The organism is Mesorhizobium sp. P2_E6 (assembly GCF_056403835.1).
In genome coordinates this window covers 538,178-558,007 of sequence record NZ_JBFUEQ010000002.1, presented here as the reverse complement: position 1 = coordinate 558,007, position 19,830 = coordinate 538,178, and the positions used below count along the sequence as shown (strand labels likewise).

Below are 19,830 nucleotides of genomic sequence, written 5' to 3'. Positions count from 1 at the left end.
CCCAATTTGACACCTATTCGTTGTCTTCGTCGCTTGATGTTCCGTTCACTTCCTCATCGATCATGTATTCGAGAGTCTCAAGCTTGAATACTAAGTAATCGGTAAAGTCCTTGTAGGCGTCACTCTGGTACATGTCCTCGAACTCGATGAAGTCGACTTTCCCATTCTTCTTAACGCGGGACGGATCAAGTACCAGGAAATGGCTCAGATCTTCGCCAAACATGACCGGGATCGCACCGTTGTCGAAAGGGTTGTCCTCGTCATCCGGCCACAGGTCGCCCCAGAACTCGATTTTGTCTTTTACCCATTTGCTGTCGTGATCCTGCGTGGACAGCAGCTTGCCGCCAGCATCGAAATCACTCCAGCCATTGTGGAGCTTCAGAAATTCGCGATATGATTCCGGCAGCGGTATGCCCAGCCGTTTCTCAAGCTTGGCGATCTCTTCATCGGTCGCCGGCCTGCCAAGTTCGTGTGGCAATTCCTCGTCGTATTTGAGCGAGTCATACTTCTGTTGGGCCTCAACGATCTTTTCGATCAGCTCCTTCAGTTCAGGTTTCTTAGGCACTTGCTGGCTCCTCCCATCCGCAACAATTGGGGAAAACCCCAGTGTGGGGTTTGTTTCCACCCTTTCGCCAGAAATCCGTCTTGGCGCGATACTTCTTCATGCTCGACCCCATCCACGAATTCGCGCGGCTCGACATCCATTTGAGATTCTTGGCATCCGTTGGGTGACCATTCAACTGGAGCTCGTTGCTGTGGTCGGGGCTAAATCCGGAGTATTCTTGCTCTTCCGCCTTTTCCTTCGCGCAGTCTTTGTAGAACTCAATCTCGGCAGGTTTTTTTGCCACTGCCGCATCTTTGAGGCGTTTGCATTCGGTGTTGCCTTGCGTGCGCCTTTTGGCATAGCCCGCAGAGCGATTCCCATCCCAGGTCACACGTTTCATTTCACCGGCCTTCGCGGCATCGTTGATTGCCGCGCACTTGGCGCAAATCTCTTGCTTCTCGCAATCGTCGAATTTGACGTGCTTCTTGCCCTTCTTTTTCGCCGGGCCGTTGGCACAATCGATCTTCAATGGATTGGTGTTGGCTGGCCCCAATGGATCAACATCGCCAGCCAAATTCACGGTATTCTTGTCGTTGTGGAATTTCTTGTCTGTGTGTCGGCAGGCATTCTTGCCGTCCATCTTCACATCAAACGAGTAAAGTATCCAATCCGTTGCCTTCTTGAAGACGTTGGACTTTACGCCACCGACCGTGCCGGGCTCGTCGCCGGAACTCATGCCATACTGCGAGCCCTTAATCGCAATCATCTTGCCGCCCTTGGCGAGGACGGTCGTCGTGCCGTCCTTCAATGAGCTTTGCGTGGCGATGTTGGGATAGGGCAGGGGGATCGGACCACCAGGGCTGGGTGTCTTGCAGACATCGGGGATCGTCGCTATCGAGAGGCCGATAGTGCCTTTGTAGGTCAGCCCGAGGCCGTTGACCGTGATATGACTGGGCATCAGGCGGTCCTCCTCGGTCCGCCCAGCAGCACGGCGGCACGGGAGCCGTTCTCGGAACTCGCCCAGATCAGGGACAGCGGCCCGTTCTGGTAGTTCCGCGCTTCGGCCTCGCTTATCAAACCAACGAACAGCGGACCGGACGCCGCGCCGACATCGCCCCAACAGTCGGCCGGGGTCTCGAAGTCCGCCGCATCCTTGAAGCGGCCTGGGTTGCGGATGACAGCGAAGCCATATTCGTTCCCGCGATAGCGTTCGCCGTTCATGTCGCAGATGATGCGACCGACCGGATCGATCGGCGCGTCCTCGAAAAGGAAGCGGAAGGCTGCGCCCAACCCTTCGCCGAGCACGACCGTCTCTGTCTTGATCTTGTTTTCTTCGCTCGCCGTCGAGGCACTGACGATCTCGAGAAGAGGTTGCAGCCCAAACGCTCGTGCAGTAGTCAACGTCGTCAGCAGACAGAATCCTGCCGCCTCGCCCGGACAGAAGCCGTAGATGTTGCCCTCTGAGTGGAGTTGCTCGTTTTCATCCAGCCACTCGAGGGTTTCCGGTTCAAGATAGGTATCGACGCCGCCCGCGAGGCAGAACGTGGCTTTTCCATCTCGCAGTGTCTTGCAGGCATGGTAGATCGCCAGTAGCCCACCGGCGTGGCCACCAGCTATTGAACCACCACCTTCGAGGACAACATGCTGGGCCAGCAGCTTGCGCAACTTGGCGTCCACCTGAGCGGCAAACCCATCCGGTTGACCTGGCCTTGGCTCTCCGGTGGAGATAATAAGGCACACTTCGGGCGACTGCAGTGATGCTCGCAATGGCCGCAAGGCGTCGAGTGCCGGTGAGATCGCGATTTCCACAGCGCGCTCCGGGCCGGCAAGGCTCGCATCTACGCCGATGTCGCGAGTGATTTTCATCCGCTCACCGAAACGGTCCACCATATGGGGATGATCCTGGATGGCCGAGATACCGGCGCGGACAGCCGCTGCACTTGAGGACGCGTCAAAACCCAACGGCGTGCGTACTCCAACGCCGACGACGACAATCGTGGCCCCTTTTGTCGTCATTCGTTTTCTTCCGGTTGCCAAATGCCTGTTGCCGCTACTGTCGGCGAAATGCCTGTCCGTGGCCTGATACGCAGATTTGTATTCTTCAGCCGTTCCTCGTCGAAAGGCACCGGCAGGGCGGACATCCACGTAATCGAGAACTGCCGTAAATCGGGCTTGATGCGCAGGGTATGGATGGTGGCTTCGCCGTTCTCGCGATCCGGACGATTGTAGAACTCCGTGGTCAGGTCGAATTTTATGCGCGGCAGAAGGAATTGCCAGAAGCCATCCTCGGTGAAATTCCCCAGCCGAACGTCCTCATAGCCAATCAGCGGAGTTTTGGTTTGTTGATCTTCCGGGGCGCATTGATAGTACATACGGCTGAAATCGCGCGGCAAAAGCGGATCGCGCGTCTTCTCCCATTCTTCGCCATAGGTGCCAGCGTATCTTATCCGCGGCTGCCAGTGACGCGCCACCGGACCGAAGCTAGCCGGTGTGCCGCTCTTGTGGTCGCGATAGGGCGCGTTGGAATACTCAAAGTTAGGTCCGGCTTTGCCAACTAGCCGCTGGGGGTCGATTGCAAACCCCGTACCAACTGGATTGCGCTGGTCCCAATCCGGCTTTGATGCCTCCATATCCGTGCCGCCGTAAGTCCGGCGCCAGCTGATCGGCATTCTCGTGAATGGCTCCGCCCGGCTCATCCGCACCGACACCGGGCCAGGCATAAACACGCGGTCCCCCACCACGTTGAGGGTCTTGTCCACGTCGCCGACCTTTATGCGCGCCGCGCTCTCGATGGCTGGACGCCTGCCGGGCGCATAGACGTGTCCTTCGACCAGAACATCCGTATGCTTTTTCTCAAGATTGAGATCAGTTTCGTCGAGAAGTTCGTTCGGATCGGCCCCGTGTAGAGGTGCCAGGGTCACCGGCGTCTGGTTTTTCAAGAGCCGCTGCTTGCCGTCGGCATCGATCTCGAACGACGCCTTGATCGCGATCAGCCAGACCTCATGTCCTCGCTCGTCACGCGTCCAGCTTTCCTGAGCGGCGAATGGCGTATGGTTGGACAGTATCCACATTTGAAACAAGGCATCCTTGCGCGACGGTGAAACAACGGACCTTCAACTGTCTTGGGTATAGCTTGGAAACAATTTGCCGGCGCGACGTGGGTACCGGCTACTGCATATCGTCGAATTTGCCTCCATCAATTGGTCTCCCAGCTCGCCGCAAAGATCTGTTCCAGCCTCGCTTGCGGCGATTGCGGGTCGATGTCGAAAAGATCCGAACGGGCAGTCCACATCACCATGTCGCTGATGAGCTCTTCGCTTGGCTCGACAATCGGCACGGGCAGGGCGCCCAGCGCGGCATCCAGTTCGTCGGGGGTCAGCTCGCCGCCTTGGGCAGCGATGGCCGCCTGTTCGATGCTGGCAAACCACGCCTCGGCGTCGGCTAGCTGAACGGGCACTTCGGCAAGCTGCGCAACAATGGTCAAAGGGAATTGTCTGCCAACTCTGTCGGCACTCTGCAAAATGATACCTGCCGACGCACCGAAGGAAGCCGGGCCAGCCAGGAAGCGCAACGCAGTCGTGCTGGGCCAAAAATCCGAACCGATCAGCGGGACGAGATGCTGCGCCAGCCAGCGGTCCCAGACGCGCACAAAATCCCCTGGCAGCCGCCGTGTGACGAAATCGCCGGTGGCGGGCATTTTGCCGTAAAAGCCTGGCAGGATCATATCTGTGGCGGACATGAGAATTTCTTGAACATTTCCAGATTGTACGGGTTTTCGACGCTGGCGGCCTTGAGCTCGAAATCGGCATACATGCCTTTCGTGCCCAGGCGCAGGCTGTAGACATCGGACAGCGAAGTGCCGGCGAAGCGGCCGCTGCGCAGCATCCTCAGCCATGCCCAGCTGCCGGTCTCGTTGAGCAGGACTTCGGGCGATCCGTCGATCGGCTGGAAGGCGAGCGTAATGACCCCGGTGCCGTCCTTGCCGGGCCATGTCATCGGCTGCGGCCGCGTCGCGTTGTTGTAGTAGACCAGGCTCTGGCCATCGAGGTTGAGCGTGACGCGCGTGACGTTGGGAGACAGGTCCTTCGGCTCGAGCGTGAAGCTCATCACCGGTCCGGTACCACCGGGAAAGAGATCGTCGCGGATATGCCTGGCCTGCTCGAACGCCGGCAGCGCCGCAGGATCGAGGCCGAAATCGGCGCGCCACTTCCATGGCTGGCTGGTCGTGTCGACATAGTTGATCAGGTGGTCGTTGATGAAACCGTCGATCAGCCCGGCCGGTCCGAACAGGCGGGCGAAATCACGTACATTGACGTCCACAGCGCTCTCGGCGCTGAAGGGATAGCGGTCGTTGAGCGCGGCCTGGCAGAAAGGCAGTATGTCGGCCCGCCAGATCGCGTTGAGCTCCGAAGTGACCGCCTTCTGAGTCAAATTGCTGGTATCGCCGGCAATCCCGCCCAGCCAGGTGTTGATGGGGTCGGGCAGGATCTGTGCCTGCCTGGCGACCGCGCCCGTCAGTTCGGCAAGGCCGCCCTGCTTCTTGATGGCATCCTGCGGATTGGGGTTCGCGCTGACCGTCTGCAGCACGTTCGAAAGCGCGGTCAGCGCGACAACCGCGGCATCCAGTGCCGGCGGCTGGCCGTCGACCTCGGCGATGGTGCTCTTGAGCGGTTTGAAATGTTCGGCCACCAGATTGCCGGTCAGGTCTACCTCGCTGGCCGATCCGGCGCGGGGAAGCAGTTTCGCACCGCTTGTCGCCAGCTTGCCGAGCTTGCCAAGCTTGCCGAGCAGTTTCGAAGCGCCCTTGGCCGCCGCTTTGTTGTCGGCGGGCGCGTCGTCGTCGGAGCGCGTCAACTCGGTCTCCTGAACGACCGCCGTAAGCAGCCGCTTCAGCGCCGAATCGGCGCTCGACAGGTCCTTCAGATTTTCACTGGCGACATTGAGATCGGTCAGTGGCGCCAGCCTCATGTCGCGCAGGAAGCTGTCCCATTGCGCGATATAGTCGTCGTAGTAGAGCTTCAGAATATCTTCGGACAGCGCCGAGACCGAGGTTTCTGAGTTTTCCGAGCATCCGCCGGCGAAAACGGCGCGATCGAGCGCCGCCTGGGCGGCGACATCGTCGATACGGTCGAGAATGACGTCGTGGAAGCCGGAATAGGTGAAGGCTCCGGAAATGCCGACGCGAAGTGTCTTGGCGGAACGCCGCGCAAACACCTTGCCACCGTTGGGGCCAGCGAAATTGGCCGGGATCCACTCCTTCAGCCCGGCCACTGCCGGATCGGCCAGCAACTGCTTGTAGGCACGCGCCGGCAGTGAAATCGTACACACCGTCTTCAGCGCTTCGGCAACCAGCGCCTGGTCGGGCGCGATATAGCTTTCGTCGACCGTCATGCGGCGGATGGCGGCAAGCTGGTGCTCTTCGGCATCGGCGGTCGGAAATGGTGCCGCAGCGGCGAATTCGGGCAGGCTGTTCACCCACCAGTTCTGGGCGAAATCGGGATCCATCTGCGACAGCCCCGTCATCATGCGATAGGTCTTCAGTGCCCCGAGCATGAAATCCGGATCGCGGATCTGCCGCCACATGGTCGCCTCGAGCAGTGCGACCATGCGTGGCTCGAGGACGTTGCGCAGGGCGTGGTCGTAGGTGTCGGTCTGTGCCCGCACCAGTTCCGCCGAGGCCGATGGCCCCAGCAGGTCATGGGCGGCGCCCGGCGGTGCTGTCCGGGCAGTTGCGACCGCGTCCATCGCACCAAGCGCGCCGTCCATGGCAGGCTGCTCCACCGATGCCGGAGTTGCGGCAACAGAGGTCAGGGGCGATTGCAGGGCCTCGAACTGGCCTGCCTGGGCCGAGATCGCATTGCGGTTGTCGTAGTAGGACCAGGTGAACACAGCACTGGCCAACAAGCCCGCCACGGCACATGCAGCCGCGGCACCGCGCCAGATCCAGGCGCGGCGGCGTTGCGCCAGCGGGTCGAACGTACCGAGGCCGGCTTCCTTGAAGATGACTTCGGTGAGCAGGTTCTTCAGGAAGAAGCTACGTTTCTCGACCCGTGGTGCGGGCAGGGCCCGGCGTGGCGGCAGGCCGAAGGAAGAAGACAGCGCCGCGGTCAGCCGGTCGATGGGCGCCCCTTCCTGCGTCGCCGATGTCAGATAGAGCCCGCGCAGCCAGGCGACCTCTTCATACCGGCTTTCGCCGAACATCGCCTCGACCAGCACCTGGATGGGTTCGGACAGGCTTGCGAGTTGGGCGGGAAACCGGAAGATCTCGGCACGGGCGGCGAGTTTGTCCTCATCCTCCAGGCGCGGCACCAGCCGCCGCTCGAGTTCCGTCGCCAGCGTCGAAATCTCTCGTTCGATGGTCTTGGCATCGACACGCGCATCCAGCGCGAAGGTCGTTCCCCATACCTGCTCGCGCGAGGCGGTGGACAAGCCGCCGAAGAAGGCCTCGAAACCCTTGACCAGATCGGCCTTGGTCAGCATCAGGTAGACCGGAAGGCGGATTTCGAGCCGGTCGTTGAGCTCGGCCAGCCGGCGGCGGATCTTGCGGCCGTGCGCCTTGATGGCGTCGTCGCCTTCCGAAAGCACGTCGATCGAAAGCGCGACGATCACGCCGTTGAGCGCGCGGCGGCCCCGGTGCTTCTTCAACAGGTCGAGGAAGCCCAGCCATTCCGCCGCGTCCACATCGGGCTGGCTCTCCTGCTGGACATAGCGGCCGGCGGTGTCGATCAGGACCGCGTTTTCGGAAAAGAACCAGTCGCAGTTGCGCGTGCCGCCGACCCCCTGCAGGTCGTCTGTGAGGTCGATCGGAAAATTAAGTCCGGACTGCCGCAAGGCGGTGGTCTTGCCGGTGGCCGGCGGCCCGACGATCACATACCACGGCATCTCGCGCAGAAACTTGCGTCCGCCCAGCTTGCGGCGCTTCAGTTCGGCCATCACCTCGGCGAACTTGGCGCCCACGGCTGCGACATTCTCTTCGCCGGGGCTGAGCGGCTTTTCCACTGCTGGTGCGGCAATCTCGGCGACGAACATGCGGTTGGCGCGGATCGTCCGGCGCTGGGCGACGATCAGCCAGATCAGCCAGAAGATGACCAGCAGCGCGATGATGACGATGCGCACATTTTCAGAGGCGAACGGTTCGTAGGGACCGACCCTGACGATCGGACCGAACACCCAGATGACCAGGGAAAGCAGCGTGATGCCGATCAGCGTCCACAGCCAGCGCGATGTCAGAACTGCCCACAGGAAGCGCAGGATGAACATCTCACAGCCTCTTTTCGACGAGCACCTCGACACGGCGGTTCAAGGCCCGCCCCTCGCGCGTGCTGTCGGTGGCCACTGGATCGGTGGCTGCGCGGCCCTCGGAACGGACGCGATCCTGCGGCACTCCGTTCTGGACCAGCATGTCGGCAATCGTCTGGGCGCGAGCCTCGGACAGTCGCTGGTTGGTCGACAGCGGATTGGTCTTCTGTAGGGGAACGCTGTCCGTATGACCGATCACCGTGATCTTTCCGATGAGCTCCTGATTGGCGAGGATCACCTTGGCGATTGACCCGATCAGGGGCTCGAACCCCTCGGTCAGTTGTGGCCGCGACGACTGGAACAGTTCAGGATTGGAGGCCTGGATGATCAGCTTGGCCACCGAAACGCTTTCGGTGCCGCTGAGGGCGGATTTTAGCTCGGCTGGCGCGCCGGCCTGAAATTCCGGCAACAGCGCAAAATCCAGTTTCTCCGGCGGCGGTGCATCGACCTTGGGCGATGCCCGGGTGATGTCGCCGCGTGCGGGCGGCGGCAACGCGCGAACAAGCGCGGAAAGCTCGACCGCCTGGCTGCTCAGTCCCGTCGAGAGCCCGACATGGACTGCCGTGGCGATCACCGCCGCACCGAGCGCCATGACCCAGATCGGAACGATGAAGCGCTGCGGCTCGTCGGATGCGATCACGCCCTTCCAGTTTGGCGACAAGGGCGCGCCTTCGGCGTCGACGTCGCGCAAGAAGCGTGCCGCCGCCACGCGAACGGCATTGATCGAGCGGTCGCCTGACCGGTTTGCCACACGATATTTGCCACGGAAGCCAAGCGCCAGGCAGTGATACTGCAGCTCCAGCAATTCGCGATCCCGGTTCGGATGGCGCTCGAGTTCGTCGAGACGTGTGAAGAACTGCGTTCCGGCATCGACATCGCCGCGCAGCATGACAACGAGCGGCTGCCGCGGCCAGGCGCTGGCCCCGCCCCATGGCGTGTTCAAGGCCAGATCGTCGAGCAGCGCCGCCACGACCCATGCTGCCTGGTCGGCCCGCTCCATTGAGGATCCCGCCGTCATTGCCGTGTCGCGGGCCCGCACCAGTTCTTCGAGCAACCGGGTCCGCAGTGCTTCCGGATTGTCCGGCGCCAGCGCGCTTTCAAGCTCGGGAGCGAACTCGAGCAAGGGCGCGAATGCGTTGACGAGCGCGTTCGGGTGGGTGCGGGCTCGCTTGACAACCGCGCCCGGCAAGAGTGGCGCCATGGGCCGCGGCATCGGCGCGCCGGTCAATCGAATGCGAGTGCGTTCGCGATCCTCCGACAGTCCGAAAGGATCATCGCGGCTCATCATCTCACCTGTTCACCGAATAGCAGTCCACCTGCGGCTCGCTTGGCAACACGCCCGAAACGCCGATGACGAAGCCGGGAGCGTCGAGCAACGACGCCCAGTACTCGCTTTTCTGGTCCAGCTCGAGGCATAGCCGATCGCCATCGTAAGGGATTTCGCGCGGCTGCGAATGAAGCGGTTTCAGCGGAATGCCGGGCAAGCGCGATTTCCACAGGCCCTCGAACTGGTCGGCCGAGCCGACGGTCGCCTGGTTGACGAAGATCTTGCGCAGCGCGTCCTCCGACAGCTCCGAACCGACACGGATGACGATCCGACTGGCCACCAGCAGCTTCGGGTTGTCGATGCGGATTTTCCAGACATTGGTCGAATGCCGCATGACAGGCAGCGCTCGCGATTTCGGCTCGATGTAACGCAGGCTGAGGATGAGCGAGCGCAGCGCATCCGCCAGCGCCGAATAGGCGGGGCCGGGGGCCATGTGATCGTAGGCCGGCAACTCGCCCAGCCGCCGTGCGCTCGATCCGTAGGTAGCCATCGAACCGGCAAGCCCGGCTAGCTCCAGGTAAAGCTCGGCCGGATGGAAGACATCCTGGGCCAGTATATGGGCCAGCCGCGGGCGCGCCGCATTGGCGAGATTGAGCATCAACAGATCTTCAACGCTGCGCCCAGGCCCACCCATGACCATCTTGCCATGCGCCTCGGCGATCTGGTCGAGACCGGTGACAACTTCCAGCAACAATTGCCGATACCAGGCCACCGCGCCGGTAATCAGTGTCGGTGGCAGGAAGGTCTCGTCCAGGGAGACGCCGCCATCGGCTCGAACGCCCTTGAGGTCGGCTATCGGCAAGGCCGTGTAGCCACCGACCGACTTGCCGGGTGCAAGCAGCAGCGCCTGCGGGCGGGCGATTTCGATTTCTTCAGGGTCTGAACCGCCCTGGACGGCGTCACGCACCGATACGATCCGCCCGTGATATCGTGCCCCCGAGGCGGCGGCGTGTGCCGGATCGAAGCCGACGCCGCCGGCAGGCTCCAGCGGCAAGGCGACCAGCACCGGTCCGGCGCCAGTGTCCGGGGTCACCGGCAGCGGTCGCGGCGCGTCCATCATGTCTGGAATGGAAAAAGGCGTTCCGTCCGGGAAGATGCCCCGTGCGGACAGGATCGAAATCTGGCCGGCATCCAGCAATGCCTGGTCCAGCGTCAGCTGTTGAAAGCCGAACGTATGCAGTTGCCCGGCCTGCAACGCGCCGCGCACCGTCGCTTCGAAGAAGCGATCCTGCTGCTGGAAATGCTGGGTCCGCAGGAAAAGCCCTTCGGACCATAGCACCCTGTTTGCATCGCTCATGCCGCTGCTCTCTGCATTGAGCTCCCCTTGCCCTGGCCGCTAGGCGGAAATGCCGCCGCTGCCAAGCGTGACGTTGATCGTGAATTTCGATCCCGGCGATACTGACTTGGTTGTCCGCCAGTTCCTGCCGCCAGGCTCGCGGATCAATGCAACGAAGCCCAGCGCCGTCGCGTCCGGCTCGACGGTGATGGTTTTGGATGCGGATTTCCCCGGCCCGACAGCGATCTGGTCGGACCCGATAAGATCGCCTGCCAGCGCCGTGCCGGCATCCCCCTGCAACGCAAAATAGTCGGCGGAATTGAATTTGCCGGCGCTTTTCAGCCGCATCACGAGAACCGTCACCGGCCGATCGCCGCCACCTGGTCCTGGGTTCATGCCGGCCCCGCCGGTCACGTTGACGGTGATCACCGATGGCTTCGGCGGACCACTCTGGCAGGCCGCAAGCAGCCCCGTCGCACCCAGGGCAACGACAAGTTCACGTCGATCGATCATCTCTCACTCCTCCTCGTAAGCATCCCGAAAATCAGCGCCGATTTCGCCAAGGAAGCTTTTTTCCGCGCTCTCGGCGATTTCACGATGGCGTTTCTGGTAAAGCTCCCACAGCTTGGCGCCGCGCCCGCCTGAAAGCAGGGTGCCGATCGCCGAATTCGATTTCAGCTCTTCCTCGATCTCGGCCGGGTCAAAACGGTCGATCATCCGCCGCAAGGCGGCCTGTATGCCGCGCCAGGCGCGCACGTGATGTTGCGCAAGATCGCGAACCGCGTCGGCGATTGCCGCTTCGCCGGCAAGAAATCCGGGGCTGCGCTCGGCGATAAGCGTGACGATGGCATCATCGACAGTTGGCAGAAACTTGAGCGGATTGACCTCGGAGGCTCCGACCATGGTCTGGGCGACGCGGGCGTTTCCCTTTTCCTCGGCCCGCTTGCGCAGAAGCTGCATCAGGCCTTCCATCATCAGCCGATACTCGCGGCCAAACTTCTCCATTTCCGCGATGCTGTCGCGTCCGGGGAAATCGGCTTCCTCAACGCCCATGCCGTGCAGGAATGCCGAGCGAAGCGCCGACTCCCCCGGCTGTGGCGCGGCGGGCGGGCGGGCGGGTTTGGCAGGAGCGACCGCACGTGGCGGGGGAGGGGTATCCGCCGCTTGCACGGGCAAATCCCAGGGATTGGTGGATTGGGGTTGTTGGGCGGCGCGCTCGCGCTGTCCGGTCGAGCCGGCGCCGTTTGCCGAATTGGGCACTGCCGCCGGTCCGAAACCAAAATCATCGTTGAAATCGGATGGCTTTCCGGCAGCCGGTTCGGCTCCGCGGCTGGGGGACGGCACCGGGTCGAGGCTGAATGGGTCCGCCCGGTTCGCGGCACCGCTCGGCTCGAGAAAAGGGGCGGCGTTTCTCGACACAGGCGTTGCAACCGGATCAAGGCTGAACGGGTCATCGAAAGCAGGCGAGTTGCGCTGGGATGCGGCACGCTCGAACGCGCCCGGAACCGGCTGCTCGAACGGGTTCGGAAGATCGGCCGGACGTGGCCGTCGCGGCTCTTCTTCGACCTTGGCTGAAAAGAAGTCATCGCGGCCGATGCTCACCGGCGCCCGAGATGGCTGCGGTAGGCGTTCGGGAACCGGCTGACTGGTCGCCGGTGCTTGAGCGACTGGCGTTTGCAGGTCGACATAGACGATGTAGTCGCCCAGCCTCAGCCGCATGCCGCTTTGCAGGCGCGTCGACTTGCCGGCGCCGAGCGGGCTGTCAGAGCCGTTTATGAACAATCCACTGCTCGACGTGTCGGTGACGAAATACCCGTCTCGCCCGCCGGAAATCTTGCAGTGAGCCCTCGAAACGAACATGTCTGGATCGTCGATCTGCCAGCCCGCGTCGGCGCTGCGGCCGATCACCAGCTCACCCTCGTCCAGCCGGGTCTGCCGTACCGCCTGGGTGCGTGGCCCTTGCTCCAGCGTCAGCAGCAGACTCATGCCGCGACCCCCGCGATTTCCGGCCGCCATCCGACGATTGTCCGCAGCCGCATGTCGTCAGCATCGCCCCTTTCGGCGGGCCGCGCAAGCCAGGTGGTTCGGCCGAGCTGTGCCGATCCGATACGCGGCGGCGGCACGGCTTCGCGCGCAAGCACGATGCGCAGGTCGACGTCGAGCGATTCCCCGATCATGTCGCGAACGGCCTGTTTGAACAGTTTGAGCCGCTGGCCGCCAGGCAGGAAGGCCTTGAAGTCCTCGTACCCCAGCGGGCCGACGCGCAGTTCGATCCTGCTCTGGCGGTTGAAAACCCGCGGGCCGATCGTCGCCCCCCGGCCGAGCCCCGCATAGGCCTTTGCAAGGCGGGTCTGGAGGCCGGTCGGCACGGTTATCCAGGCAGCGATGAACTCCCTGATCTGCACCGGCACCTTGAATGCTTCCGCCAGGAACAGCGTCAGCCGTTCCGGGCCGTCGACCTGGCTGGCGAGCGAAGCCGCCTGGCGAAGCTTTACCGTATCGAGATCGGCGTCCTGGGTGCCGGGAAGTCCAATCCCAGCCATCGCTTCCAGCATAGCGCGAACACGTCCGCCGACCGCGCGTTCGACCTGTACGGCCGGATGCGCGTCCGCCCACGCCCGGTAGTAGAGGGCAATCATGCGGTGCTGCAGAATGTTGACGAAGTCCACGAACGTGGTGTCGCTGGTCAGCTGTGCGTCGGTGCCGGCGAACCAGCGCTGCGACAGGCGGTCGAGCACCCAGCGCGTCAGATGCAGCGGCATGGGTCCCTCGGGCCCCAGCAGGCCGAGATTTGCAACCGTGACCCGGGCCGGCGTCTCGCCATCGGCTTCGCGGAACTGAACCAGGTCCCGCGCCGAAAAGGCGAGGCGCACATGCTGGCCGAGTCGAGCCGGCTCACGGTCGGGGCGGCCGGAATGGCCGAACAGACCGCTCCGCTGTTCGAGACGGCGCAGCAGTTCGAAGAAGTCGAACGTCTCGGACAGACCTTCGGCCCGGTTCGGGCTGGGCTGGTCTAGATCAGGTAGCGATTGCCGGGCGTCATCGGCCATGGCACATCCTCCTGCTTCTGCAGCAGCCGCGTGCGGGTTCGCACGAAGCCGTTTATTCCGGCGTGGCGGGCAAACAGCCGCGCCAGCAAGGCCGAAAGCAGCAAGGTGCTTTGGCCGGCCAGGACCGATTGATCAACGTGCAACGTCACTTCGGTGCCGCGTCCGAAGCACATCGGCCCATCGATCTGCAGCCGTTCGATGACCGGCTGCGAGTCGATACGCACGATCGAATGCACATTGCGCGCAAGGCTCGGATCGCCGCGATCGGCATAGAGGTCGAGCAGAGCATGCAGAGGGTCGATGCCGCGGCCTTCCTTGGCAAGGCTGAGGAAGTTGAGCGCGAGCTGCGCCACCAGCCGCCAGGCAAGATCGTCGGCCCGCGATTCACCGTCGGCCCCAGCCGGCAGTGCCGCGGGGATGGCCGGCTGTGGCGGACGCAGCGCGCCAAGCAGCCTGACGGTTTCGACCGGGTCGCCGGCCTCCAGCGTCAATGTCGGATTGTCATCGAGGATCGGCAGATCACGATTGGTGCAAAGCGCCATGACGTCGAGACGCTTGAGCGGCCGGTTCGCCGGGCTTGCGAGCGGCCGGGATATGGCCAGGAAAACGTCGTCCCCGGTGTATGACGTTCGGGTCAGGCCGTCGCGCCGCTCCTCCTCCGTCGCCCGACGTGGGCGCCGCTCGGTCGAATAGACCCAGCCACTGCCGCGGTTCTGCCCCAGGCTGAAGAGTTCGGGGATTTCGGCGTCGTTGCCTTCTGTGTCGGCATCCTCGACGCGGATGACCCGGTAGATTTCGAAGTCGCGCGCCCGCGTTCGGTCTGCATGCAGCACCTGACGCGTCTTGCGCGCATCGACCTCGATGACGTTGCACTCACGCTCGAACAGATTGATGATCGGCGTTGCGAAAAGTTCGAAGTCCGCCGGTGTCAGGTCGGCAAGTTCGGGCACCGCACGTCTGAACAAGAAGATGATCTCGAGCCCGGCGGCGCACCGGCGCACGACTGGCTGAAGCCCGGAAACCCGCGCATAGTGAAAGCGCTCGGGCATCATGAAATATTCGCGCAGCAGACGGTACCCCTCGAATGTCGGACGGGTACGAGGCATCAGGGCCTCGTCGTCGCTGATGCCGACCATTTCGGGTGCCGGCAGGGGCGACAACGGGTTGGTCTTGCCTTCCGGGCGTGCGCCAACGGCCGAGCAGGCGCCGAAAATCGCATCGAACAGGAGCGGCGCCTTGGTGCGTCCAGCAAAATAGAGGTCGAGCCGGTCGAGCGCCAGTTCGTCGAGCCTGCCTTTTCCGGTTCGGGCCAGCACGATGCGGAGCGCCGCCGCGCCGCCAACGCCGCCGATCGGCCCTATGCCGGCTATCGCCAGCGCACTGCGATCCTGGAAATAGCTCACCGATGTGACCGCTATCGGCCATAGAGTCATTTCTTGCGCGGTGGAGAACGTGCAGCGCGTCGACAGGCCTGGCTGCAGGCTGGAAACCAGCCGCGTGTTGCGCTTGACGACGTGGCCGGCGAGCATGGTCTGGACCTGCTGGCCGGGCTTCAGCACCGCCATCGCCGTTGCCGGCGCCGGCGTGACCAGATCGGGATAGAGAACCTCGAGCACACTGCGTGAAAATCGCGAGCGCTCGGCATCGACCTTCAGCCGGGTGCGCGCGGCGAGGAAGGCGACGCCGTCCAGCAGCCGCTCGACATACGGGTCCGGACACGGGACCGTGTCGAGCGACAGGTTGCGCGCCACTGCCGGATGCATGTCGGCAAATTCTGCCGCGAGGCCACGGATATGGGTCAGTTCCTCCTCGTAATATTCGACGAAGACCCGATCCATCTCAGGCGTCCCTAATTTCGGTCCGCGCCAAGCCGTTGTCGAGATTGATCGTGGTGCGCAGGCGCATGCGTTCCGGCGTCGGCGTCATGATCAGCACGGCGTCTATCTCGATCTTGAGGCCAACGGTCTTGTCGCCAAGGGTGACCGTAACCGTTGTCGCGCTCTCCTTGAGGCGAGGCTCGAAGGTAGCGAGCACCGCGCGGATCTCACGCGCCAGCACGTCGCGATCAAAGTCGCGGGACGACCGGCCCGAGAAGGAAGGCACGCCGTAATTGACCACGCTTCGACGCACCTCCGGAAAATCGGCGAGCGAAGGTGGATTGTCCGACACCTGTTCGTTTTCCAGATCGGAAAGCAGCGGTGTGGCCTCGAAGCGCTCGGTGTTGAAGAGCGCCTCGATGTCACGCCGTACCGCTTCCCTGAGCACGCGAGCCGAAACCACCACGCCGCGGCTTTCGATCTCGACGCGGTGCTGGGTCTGAAAGGCCAGTCGATGCAGACGCCGTTTTTGATCGGGTGTCAGCTCTGCATCGGCGTCTATGGTCCGCGCACTGCCGGTGACGAGTGTGTCGAGACGGTCCGCGCCAAGCTCGTCGAGCAAGACATGGCGCAGCCCGTCTATCTCCGAAGTCAGGCCCGGCAGGTCATTGACGAGGCGATCCCAAAGTGAAGGCTGGACGGCCTCGCTTTTTGCCCGCAAGCTGCCGGTAGTCTGCTGCTTGCCCGCGCCGGGTCGCCGAACCTCACTTGCCGACATAGACATCCATTTCGGCTTCATCATTGCCGTCATAGACGAACTTGATCTTCTTGTAGGCGAAGCTGACCTCTTCCTGGATCAGGTCTTCCTCGTCCGGCGCCTGCGACATGTCGTATTCCATGATCGAGGCGTCGGTGAGGGTGACCACCAGGTAATCCTTGGTCTCGCCATCGATGGTCCGCCGTGCCGAGAACACCACCTCGTCCAGGGCCTTGTTCTCGAACAAAGCCTTCTTCAGGTAGGGCGAGGATTTGTCGTAATGCTTGATGAATTTGATCATGCCCATGGACACGCGGCCACGGCGTGAGAGCGAATTCGGATCATAAGGTGCGACCATCTTGTAGTCGACGCCATGGATTTCGATCTCGTCATCGTGGCCGTCGCGGGTGCTCGGGCCTTTGATATCCGGAACCTTCAGAAAACCATCAATCTTCACTGGCATTGTCTTTCTCCACCGCTTTCAAACAAAAACAAGGTCTGGTTGCTGCAAATCAAGTCTTCACGGACGGTAGTTCCGACACCAGTCGGAGCGAGGCATTGATGCCCTCCAGCTGGTAATGTGGGCGCAGATAGAAGCGGGCAGCGTAATAGCCAGGACGCCCCTCCACACTGTCCACCTGAACCTCGGCGGCGGCAAGCGGGCGCTTGGCGCGCGCCTTGTCGTCGGCAAAGGCCGGGTTGGCCAGCACGTACCGGTTGATCCACTCGGTCAACCAGATCTGCATGTCGGAGCGCTCCTTGAACGAGCCGACCTTGTCGCGCGCAATGGCCTTGAGGTAGTGCGCAAAGCGCGAGACCGGGAAGAGATAGGGCAGGTTGGCGCTCAGCCGCTCGTTCGACTGTGCGTCCGGGTCGACCAGTCGTCCCGCTCGCGTCTCGTCGTCCTGCAGCGAGTGCGCGCCGATGAAGGCCGCGAGATCGGTGTTCTTCCGGTGCAGGATCGGCATCAGGCCGAGCTTGGCCAGTTCGGCCTCGCGTCGGTCGTCGATGGCGACTTCGGTCGGGCATTTCATCGCGATCGACCCGTCATCGGTCGGGAAGCTATGCACCGGCAGGTTCAGCACCGTGCCGCCGTTCTCGACGCCACGGATCTGCGTGCCCCAGCCAAACAGCTTGTGGCTGCGGTTGATGTTGACGCCCATCGGGAAGGCGGCATTCATCCAGACATATTTGTTGTGGTCGCCCTGCACCTCTTCCTCGAAGGTGAAGCCCTTCACCGGAACGGTATCGGTGCCGTAGGGCAGCCGGGCCAGGACCCGGGGCATGGTCAGGCCGATGTAGCGAGCGTCCTCGCTCTCGCGCAGCGACTGCCACGACGCATAGGCCGGGTTGGAGACGATCTGCTGCAGGTCTTGCGGGTTCGGCAATTCCTGCCAGCTGTCCATGCGGAACAGGCGCGGCGAGGCGGCTGCGATGAACGGCGTATGCGCCGATGCGCAGATGCCGGAGATGTTGCGCAGCAGACCGACGTCGCGCGGGTGGTTGGAGAATTCGTAGGCGCCGACCACGCAGCCGATCGGCTCGCCGCCGAGCATCGAATACTCGTCTGTATAGACTTTCTTGAAGATCGGGCTCTGGTCCCACATCTGGCCTTCAAAGTCTTCGAGCGTGTCGGCCAGCTGCTCCTTGGAAATGTTCATCACCCGGATCTTCAGCTTCTGATCCGTCTCGGTGTTGTTGACGAGATACCAGAGGCCGCGCCATGTGCCTTCCATTTCGCGCACTTCCGGCGCATGCAGGATCTCGTTGACCTGCGTGGTCAGCATCTTGTCGATGCCCGCGATCAGCGACTTGATCGACTTGATCGCATTGGACGAGATGGTCGTGGTGTCGGAACGGGACTGCGCCGCCAGCGCCAGATTGCGCACGAGCTGCTGCAGCTTCTCGCTGTCGTCCTTCTTGACCTTGAAATCCTTCTCGAGGAGCCCGCTGAATTCTCCAAGGTCTATGGCTTCGGCCTCGGCGGCGACGGCGGCGGTCTTTTGCTGTTCGGCCATGATCTACTCCCCTGCCTTGTCGTCGTCGGTCAGCGCCTGACTGGCGATCTTGCCAAGAAGCGGCTCGTTGTTCAGAAGCTGCGCGATGCGCTTTTCGGCGTCGACGCGGCCATCCATGAAGCCCAGCAATTCCTCGAGCTGACGACGCATCTTGAGGATCTCGGCCAGTTGCGGAACTTGCGCGGCGATCTTGTCCGGGGCGAAATCGCCCATTTTGGTGAAGGTGAGGTCGAGCGCCAGTTCCTCGTCACGCTCCTGGCCTTCGGCCTGCGGCAGCGTGTTCTTCACCCGGGCTTTGACGCGGGGACCGAGCGCCTCCATGAACTTGGGGAAGCGGTTCGCGTCGGTCTCGACAAAGGAGCGGTCCAGCACCGACTTTGACGCTTCCTTGGTTTGCGAAGCTCCGGAAAGATCGGCCATCACGCCCATGACGAACGGCAGTTCGATCGTCGTCGGGCTGCCATAGGTTTCTACATCGTAGGCGATCTGCACCCGCGGCGCGCGATTTCGTTCGATGACCTTCGCTTTGCTTTCGGCTGGCATGTGTTGTTACCTTTCATCCTTCTGAGCCGCCTTCTTGGCATCGGGAACGCCGGCAAGGAGCCGGAATTCCTTCAGCCCCGACGGGGCGAGATCTTCCATAAGTTCAACGAAATCCATGTGCACCATCCGGCGCACACGCCGAGCCAGGTGCGGGATCGGGCTCGACGGCTCGGTGCGGTCGTAGAAGGCGACGACGAGGTCGAGGCATTTCACCACGTCGTCACGCGAGGAAATCCGGTCGGGAAGCCCCGTGCTCGAGTCCGCGTAGCTTGCCATACTTGCCATCGCATCGGCTCCATGACCGTTTCGGGCAGGCGTTGCCGGTTCTGCCGGCGGGGGTGGCTTGGCCGCGCCATTGGCAACGGCGCCGGCAGCCGAGTTCCGTTCGAGGGTCGTCAGCAAACGCTGCAGAAACCGCTTTAATTCCGGAACCGGAGCGCCGCCGCCATCGAGACGAGCGTTGAGGGCGGTCTCGACCGCGTCGAGGGCCGCCATCGCTGCCCGGGTGTCGGCGATGAGCAAGACCATCTCTGCGTTGGCTTGATCCATCTGTGCCGCGCATCCGGCACGCACCCGGTTCAAGAGTTGCCCGTGCGCGCCGACCAGTGCCGCCTTTTCTGCGGCATTCAACCCCGAGGCGGCTTCCTGGAGCATGACGCGGTCGTCGAGCGCACCCTTTTCCAGGTCTATGCCCTGAATCGGGCCGATAGCGCGCGGCGCAAAGAACGTCATTTGCCGCAGGTTCGCCAACAGCCCGTCCTGACCATTCTGCAGGTCGAGCAGCGCGTTGATCCGGCGCAAGGCGGCATCGCGTGGCGAAGTGCCTGGCCGCAGTGCCGGATGCATGGTTTCCCAATACTGATCGAAAGTCTGCGCAATGAGGGTCAGGCCCTGCGCGAGGCCGGCCAGCCCCTCTTCATTGGCCAGCGCGCGCGTGACGATGACGAGCAGTCGCAGGTCCCGGCCATGCGCGCGCAATTCCTCCGCCTTGGCGAGTACCGCCGACCAGTCAACTGGAATTGTGCTTTGCGAGGTGGCCTTGTTGTTGCCGTCGTGGACGACCTTGGTCTGGGCTTCCGTCAGGCGCTCCAGCTCATGAAAAGCCGGGTCGTTGCGCAAATCCTCCCCGGACGGATTTTCACCGTCGAGCGGAGCAAGCCAGAGTGCGAGATCAATCACACCAACCCCCAGCGACCGGC

At 62.7% G+C, this 19,830-nt stretch carries 17 protein-coding genes; all 17 read right to left on the bottom strand.

The window, feature by feature from the left end:
* Positions 1-13: 13 nt before the first annotated feature.
* The 17 genes from AC1D08_RS07305 to tssA all read right to left on the bottom strand — a co-directional run bounded on the left by AC1D08_RS07305 (position 14) and on the right by tssA (position 19,810).
* Positions 14-565, bottom strand: a complete 552-nt coding sequence (locus tag AC1D08_RS07305; protein WP_477225824.1) for an SMI1/KNR4 family protein — start codon at positions 563-565, stop codon at positions 14-16.
* Entirely contained in the window at positions 558-1,502 is a 945-nt protein-coding gene (locus AC1D08_RS07300; protein WP_457155189.1) for a DUF4150 domain-containing protein, read from the bottom strand. Before AC1D08_RS07300 ends, AC1D08_RS07305 begins: the two co-directional genes overlap by 8 nt.
* Positions 1,502-2,560, bottom strand: coding sequence for a beta-ketoacyl synthase N-terminal-like domain-containing protein (locus tag AC1D08_RS07295; protein ID WP_477422836.1), 1,059 nt, complete (start codon positions 2,558-2,560; stop codon positions 1,502-1,504). Before AC1D08_RS07295 ends, AC1D08_RS07300 begins: the two co-directional genes overlap by 1 nt.
* On the bottom strand, positions 2,557-3,615 hold the full coding sequence (locus tag AC1D08_RS07290) for a DUF2169 family type VI secretion system accessory protein (protein WP_457151560.1): 1,059 nt from the start codon (positions 3,613-3,615) through the stop codon (positions 2,557-2,559). Before AC1D08_RS07290 ends, AC1D08_RS07295 begins: the two co-directional genes overlap by 4 nt.
* A 125-nt stretch (positions 3,616-3,740) precedes the next feature.
* The gene (tagF, locus tag AC1D08_RS07285; protein ID WP_457151559.1) at positions 3,741-4,268 is read right to left on the bottom strand and encodes a type VI secretion system-associated protein TagF; all 528 of its coding nucleotides are present in this window, start codon (positions 4,266-4,268) and stop codon (positions 3,741-3,743) included.
* Positions 4,265-7,804, bottom strand: a complete 3,540-nt coding sequence (gene tssM / locus AC1D08_RS07280; RefSeq protein WP_457151558.1) for a type VI secretion system membrane subunit TssM — start codon at positions 7,802-7,804, stop codon at positions 4,265-4,267. Before tssM ends, tagF begins: the two co-directional genes overlap by 4 nt.
* Position 7,805: 1 nt before the next feature.
* Positions 7,806-9,128 (bottom strand): type IVB secretion system protein IcmH/DotU, encoded by a 1,323-nt coding sequence (gene icmH, locus AC1D08_RS07275; RefSeq protein WP_457151557.1) that lies wholly within the window; start codon positions 9,126-9,128, stop codon positions 7,806-7,808.
* A gap of 4 nt (positions 9,129-9,132) precedes the next feature.
* Positions 9,133-10,467, bottom strand: coding sequence for a type VI secretion system baseplate subunit TssK (gene tssK, locus AC1D08_RS07270; protein WP_095080766.1), 1,335 nt, complete (start codon positions 10,465-10,467; stop codon positions 9,133-9,135).
* A gap of 39 nt (positions 10,468-10,506) precedes the next feature.
* Positions 10,507-10,959 (bottom strand): type VI secretion system lipoprotein TssJ, encoded by a 453-nt coding sequence (tssJ, locus tag AC1D08_RS07265; protein WP_477422834.1) that lies wholly within the window; start codon positions 10,957-10,959, stop codon positions 10,507-10,509.
* Between the two features lie 3 nt (positions 10,960-10,962).
* The gene (gene tagH, locus AC1D08_RS07260; RefSeq protein ID WP_457151555.1) at positions 10,963-12,432 is read right to left on the bottom strand and encodes a type VI secretion system-associated FHA domain protein TagH; all 1,470 of its coding nucleotides are present in this window, start codon (positions 12,430-12,432) and stop codon (positions 10,963-10,965) included.
* Positions 12,429-13,496 carry a type VI secretion system baseplate subunit TssG gene (tssG, locus tag AC1D08_RS07255; RefSeq protein ID WP_457151554.1) on the bottom strand — a complete coding sequence of 356 codons (1,068 nt, stop codon included), beginning with the start codon at positions 13,494-13,496 and terminating at the stop codon, positions 12,429-12,431. The genes tagH and tssG overlap by 4 nt, the downstream gene beginning before the upstream one ends.
* Positions 13,460-15,334 carry a type VI secretion system baseplate subunit TssF gene (gene tssF / locus AC1D08_RS07250; RefSeq protein WP_477422832.1) on the bottom strand — a complete coding sequence of 625 codons (1,875 nt, stop codon included), beginning with the start codon at positions 15,332-15,334 and terminating at the stop codon, positions 13,460-13,462. The genes tssG and tssF overlap by 37 nt, the downstream gene beginning before the upstream one ends.
* A 1-nt stretch (position 15,335) precedes the next feature.
* Complete coding sequence (tssE, locus tag AC1D08_RS07245) at positions 15,336-16,091, bottom strand: type VI secretion system baseplate subunit TssE (protein WP_457151562.1); 756 nt, start codon at positions 16,089-16,091, stop codon at positions 15,336-15,338.
* Positions 16,078-16,533 carry an Hcp family type VI secretion system effector gene (locus AC1D08_RS07240; RefSeq protein ID WP_095080773.1) on the bottom strand — a complete coding sequence of 152 codons (456 nt, stop codon included), beginning with the start codon at positions 16,531-16,533 and terminating at the stop codon, positions 16,078-16,080. The genes tssE and AC1D08_RS07240 overlap by 14 nt, the downstream gene beginning before the upstream one ends.
* A gap of 49 nt (positions 16,534-16,582) precedes the next feature.
* A complete protein-coding gene (gene tssC / locus AC1D08_RS07235; RefSeq protein ID WP_095080774.1) occupies positions 16,583-18,088 on the bottom strand; it encodes a type VI secretion system contractile sheath large subunit in 1,506 nt (501 codons plus the stop codon).
* Between the two features lie 3 nt (positions 18,089-18,091).
* Complete coding sequence (gene tssB, locus AC1D08_RS07230) at positions 18,092-18,631, bottom strand: type VI secretion system contractile sheath small subunit (RefSeq protein ID WP_095080775.1); 540 nt, start codon at positions 18,629-18,631, stop codon at positions 18,092-18,094.
* Positions 18,632-18,637: 6 nt separating this feature from the next.
* Positions 18,638-19,810, bottom strand: coding sequence for a type VI secretion system protein TssA (gene tssA / locus AC1D08_RS07225; RefSeq protein WP_477394043.1), 1,173 nt, complete (start codon positions 19,808-19,810; stop codon positions 18,638-18,640).
* Positions 19,811-19,830 lie beyond the last annotated feature (20 nt).

Coding starts and splice junctions, on each gene's coding strand:
- tssF (WP_477422832.1), bottom strand. CDS start 15,334: ATGGATCGGGTCTTCGTCGAATATTACGAGGAGGAACTGACCCATATC.
- tssK (WP_095080766.1), bottom strand. CDS start 10,467: ATGAGCGATGCAAACAGGGTGCTATGGTCCGAAGGGCTTTTCCTGCGG.
- tssE (WP_457151562.1), bottom strand. CDS start 16,091: ATGTCGGCAAGTGAGGTTCGGCGACCCGGCGCGGGCAAGCAGCAGACT.
- tssJ (WP_477422834.1), bottom strand. CDS start 10,959: ATGATCGATCGACGTGAACTTGTCGTTGCCCTGGGTGCGACGGGGCTG.
- AC1D08_RS07290 (WP_457151560.1), bottom strand. CDS start 3,615: ATGTGGATACTGTCCAACCATACGCCATTCGCCGCTCAGGAAAGCTGG.
- tssG (WP_457151554.1), bottom strand. CDS start 13,496: ATGGCCGATGACGCCCGGCAATCGCTACCTGATCTAGACCAGCCCAGC.
- tssC (WP_095080774.1), bottom strand. CDS start 18,088: ATGGCCGAACAGCAAAAGACCGCCGCCGTCGCCGCCGAGGCCGAAGCC.
- tssB (WP_095080775.1), bottom strand. CDS start 18,631: ATGCCAGCCGAAAGCAAAGCGAAGGTCATCGAACGAAATCGCGCGCCG.
- tagF (WP_457151559.1), bottom strand. CDS start 4,268: ATGATCCTGCCAGGCTTTTACGGCAAAATGCCCGCCACCGGCGATTTC.
- AC1D08_RS07240 (WP_095080773.1), bottom strand. CDS start 16,533: ATGCCAGTGAAGATTGATGGTTTTCTGAAGGTTCCGGATATCAAAGGC.
- AC1D08_RS07295 (WP_477422836.1), bottom strand. CDS start 2,560: ATGACGACAAAAGGGGCCACGATTGTCGTCGTCGGCGTTGGAGTACGC.
- tagH (WP_457151555.1), bottom strand. CDS start 12,432: ATGAGTCTGCTGCTGACGCTGGAGCAAGGGCCACGCACCCAGGCGGTA.
- AC1D08_RS07300 (WP_457155189.1), bottom strand. CDS start 1,502: ATGCCCAGTCATATCACGGTCAACGGCCTCGGGCTGACCTACAAAGGC.
- icmH (WP_457151557.1), bottom strand. CDS start 9,128: ATGAGCCGCGATGATCCTTTCGGACTGTCGGAGGATCGCGAACGCACT.
- tssM (WP_457151558.1), bottom strand. CDS start 7,804: ATGTTCATCCTGCGCTTCCTGTGGGCAGTTCTGACATCGCGCTGGCTG.